Origin of the sequence: Nostocoides australiense Ben110, from assembly GCF_001050535.1 — a bacterium.
Classification (GTDB): Bacteria; Actinomycetota; Actinomycetes; order Actinomycetales; family Dermatophilaceae; genus Nostocoides_A; species Nostocoides_A australiense.
In genome coordinates, this window is the sequence record NZ_HG764815.1 from 2,776,712 (window position 1) to 2,780,535 (window position 3,824).

Sequence of the window (3,824 nt, forward strand, 5' to 3'; positions counted from 1 at the left end):
AGCGCGGCATACGCCTGCGCCAACGCCTCACCGGTGCGGAAGCCGAGGAAGACCGGCGCCGGCCCCGCCCACTTAAGAGTGCGGAACTCGGCCTCCAGGGCCGGCCGGGAGGGTCCGTCGCCGACGATGACGAGGCGGATCCCGGGTATGCCGTGCAGTTCGGCGAGCCCCCCCCCCCGACATACCCGACGAGGACCTCGCCGCCGGGGGCGAGGTCGGCGCGCAGCGTGTGCGTGTCCGGGTGGCTGCGCCACGCCGGGGTGAACAGCGCCGTGTCGACCCCGCGCCCCCACAGCGCGACCCGCTCGACGCCGTGCTCCTGCAACGCCTGCACGGCGGCATGCGAGGGCGCCAAGGTGACATCCGCGAGCGAATGCATCCGGCGCACCCACCGCCAGGCCAGCCGCGCGACCTGCGGCGCGACGGGGCCGGGGCTGTGCTGCTCGACATACCGCGGCATGTCGGTCTGATAGATCGCCACGCTCGGCAGACCCAGTTCGCGGGCCGCGGTCAGGGCCCGGGCACCGATGACGAAGGGGCTGGCCGCGTGCACGACATCGGGAGCGATCTCGGCGAGCAGGTATTCGACGCGCCCGCTCGGCACGCCGGTCGGGAACTGGCGCACCGGGACGGACCGGACCGTGTGGACGGGGATCGGGCCGAACCACGCCGGCGCCGGCTCAGGCGCGACGATGACGACGTCGTGGCCGAGCGCGGCCAGTTGTTCGGCAACCCGGCACACGCTCGTGGTCACGCCATTGATCATCGGGAGGAAGGACTCGGTCACGATGGCGACTCGCACAGTTCCAGGGTCGCCGGGTCAGTGCATCCGCCTCGGGGCCGGCGCGGGTGTGGCAGGTGTGAAACAGGTGAACTTCAGGACATCCCGCGAGGTTTCCGCATACGCAGCAGGCGGGACCCGACTCCGTCGCCGTTCCGGGACTTCGCGGGGACCCTGTCCCGGGGTCTCGCCCCAGGACCTTAGGACTCGCGTGGCCCTGGGTATACGCAAAGCCGTAGGAACACGCAGTGCCTTAGGAAGTCGGGGGCGGTCCGCCGGTGCGCAGCAGCCGGCGCAGGGTCTCGATGACGACGGCGGGGGCGTCGGTGTGCACCCAGTGGCCGGCGCCTTTGACGGTCACCTTGCGCACCTGCGGAAACAGGGCCCGCATCGGGGCGCTGTCGTCGTCCGTGACATAGCGCGACTCGGCGCCGACGAGCCAGACGACCGGTCCTTCGTAGGGCGCGAGGCCGGAGGTGTCGGGGAAGTCCGCGATCCGCGACTGCTCGCCGCGGGCAGCGTCCGCCGCGATGAGGTCGAGGTTGGCCCGCCAGGACCAACCGTCGTGATCGCGGCGGAGGTTCTGCAGCAAGAAAGCCCGCACCCCCGGGTCGGGCTCGACAGCGGTGAACCAGTCGTCCGCCTCCTCCCGGGTGGCGATCTCTCCCAAGGGAAGTCGCTGCATACCGTCGATATAGGCGGAGAAGCGGTGCAGGTCGCCGTAGCTCTTGGGCGCGATGTCGACGACGCACAGCCTGGCGATCAGGTCGGGATGCTGCAGCGCGGCGAGCATCGACGTCTTGCCCCCGAGCGAGTGCCCGACCAGCGTCCACTCCTCCCCCGGCGCGGCGGCGCGGAGCGTGGCGGCGACGGCGTCGGCGTATGCGGCATACGAGAACTCCTCCGACCACGGCGAGCGGCCATGGTCGGGCAGGTCGATCAGCAGCGCCCGGGCCTGCGTGCCATTGGGCCAGGCGACCGACTTGGCAATCTGGTTCCAGTTGCGGCCCTGCCCGAACAGCCCGTGCACGAACGCGATCCGCGGCCCCGCCGACCCGACGGCCAGGGTGTTGAGGGGACCGGCGGACGTCACGTGCCGAGGAACTTCTCGAAGCCCTTGGGCAGCTGGCTCGGGTCGAGGTTGGCGTTGGCATAGGGGTCGGAACTGGTGGAGCCGAAGGCGCTGCCCGCCGGCGCCCGGTTGGACGCCGCCTGGGCCGCGGCCCGCTCCTGCTCGGCGCGCTTAGCCGGGTTGCCCGACTTGCCCTTCTTGCGCTGGACCTGCTTGCCGCGCTTGCCCCCGCCCGCGAGCCCGGGCATACCCGGCATCCCGGGGATGGAGCCACCCTTGGCGAGCGCCTTCATCATCTTCTGGGCCTCGCCGAAGCGGACGAGCAGGTCGTTGACCTGGCTGACCGTGACCCCGGAACCGGCGGCGATGCGGGCGCGGCGCGAGCCGTTGATCTGCTTGGGGTGGTTGCGCTCGAAAGGCGTCATCGAGCGGATCATCGCCTCGATCCGGTCGAACTCGCGCTCGTCGAAAGCGTCGAGCTGGTCGCGGATCTGGTTCATGCCGGGCATCATCTTGAGCATCGACTTCAACGAGCCCATCTTCTTGATGGCGGCCATCTGCTGCAGGAAGTCGTCGAACGTGAAGTCTTCTGCCGCAAGGAACTTGCGTTCCATCTCGGCGGCCTGCTTGGCGTCGAACGCCCGCTCGGCCTGCTCGATGAGGGTGAGCATGTCGCCCATGTCGAGGATGCGCGAAGCCATCCGGTCGGGGTGGAAGATCTCGAATTCCTTCAGACCCTCCCCGGTGGAGGCGAACATGATCGGCCGGCCGGTGATCTTGGCGACCGACAGGGCCGCACCACCGCGGGCGTCACCGTCGAGTTTGGTCAGCACGACCCCGGAGAAGTCGATGCCCTCCTGGAAGGCCTGGGCGGTCTCGACGGCCGCCTGGCCGATCATCGCGTCGATGACGAAGAGGACCTCGTCGGGCTCGATGGCGTCCTTGATGTCCGCCGCCTGCTCCATCAGCTCTTCGTCGACGGCGAGCCGGCCGGCGGTGTCGACGATGACGACGTTGTACAGCTTGGAGATGGCGTGCTGGATGCCGTCCTCGGCGACCTCGACCGGGTCGCCATAGGAGCGCGTCCCCTCGCCCGTCGGCCCGACGGCGTCGTGACCGCCGACATTGCCGCGCTCCGGCGCGAACACCGGCACGCCGGCCCGCTGGCCGACGACCTCGAGCTGGGTGACGGCGTTGGGACGCTGCAGGTCGGCGGCGACGAGCAGCGGGGTGTCGCCCTGGTCCTTGAACCACTTGGCGAGCTTGCCGGCGAGCGTGGTCTTGCCCGAACCCTGCAGGCCGGCGAGCATGATGACGGTCGGTGCCGTCTTGGCCAGGCGCAACGGCCGGGTGTGCTGGCCGAGGATGTCGACGAGTTCGTCGTTGACGATCTTGACGACCTGCTGGGCCGGGTTGAGCGCCTCGGACACCTCGGCGGACAGCGCCCGCTCGCGGACTGCTTGGGTGAAGTCCTTGACGACCGGCAGCGCGACATCGGCCTCGAGCAACGCCATCCGGATGTCGCGCACGGTCTTGTTGACATCGGACTCGCTGAGCTTGCCCTTGCCGCGCAGGGACTTGAAGGTCGCGGTCAGGCGATCGGAGAGCGAGGTGAACACCGTAAAAGCCTAACTGCGCATCCCGTGTGCCGCCCATTCGTGCGGTCGCGAGGCCGGCTCAGCCGTCACAGCAATCGATGACGGCCGCCACCGTGGCAGCCACCCGGCCCGGAGACAACTGCCCACCGCGGGGTTCGGTCAGATAGAAGGTGTCGAGAGTCTGGCCGGCATACGTGGCGATGTGCGCCGATCGCACGGACAGCCCCGCCGCCGCGAGACACCGCCCCAGGTCGTACAGCAACCCCACGCGGTCGCGCGAGCGCACCTCCAGAACCGTCGCCCCCTCCGCGGCTCCCGGCACGACGAAGGCGCGAGTCGCCATACCCTCAGCCACCGCAGCGGCGCGCGGCCG

The 3,824-nt window shown here is 70.1% G+C and carries 4 protein-coding genes; all 4 read right to left on the reverse strand.

Going from position 1 to position 3,824, the window contains the following annotated elements; genetic code table 11:
* The coding region (locus BN11_RS13370) for a glycosyltransferase (RefSeq protein ID WP_162213233.1) at positions 1-802 on the reverse strand (802 nt) is incomplete at its 3' end.
* Between the two features lie 232 nt (positions 803-1,034).
* Positions 1,035-1,874, reverse strand: coding sequence for an alpha/beta hydrolase (locus BN11_RS13375; protein WP_048698440.1), 840 nt, complete (start codon positions 1,872-1,874; stop codon positions 1,035-1,037).
* Positions 1,871-3,472: a signal recognition particle protein gene (gene ffh / locus BN11_RS13380; protein ID WP_048698442.1), complete on the reverse strand. Its 1,602-nt coding sequence runs from the start codon at positions 3,470-3,472 to the stop codon at positions 1,871-1,873. The genes BN11_RS13375 and ffh overlap by 4 nt, the downstream gene beginning before the upstream one ends.
* Before the next feature lie 58 nt (positions 3,473-3,530).
* On the reverse strand, positions 3,531-3,824 hold a 294-nt coding region (locus BN11_RS23830), incomplete at its 5' end, for a hypothetical protein (RefSeq protein WP_048698444.1).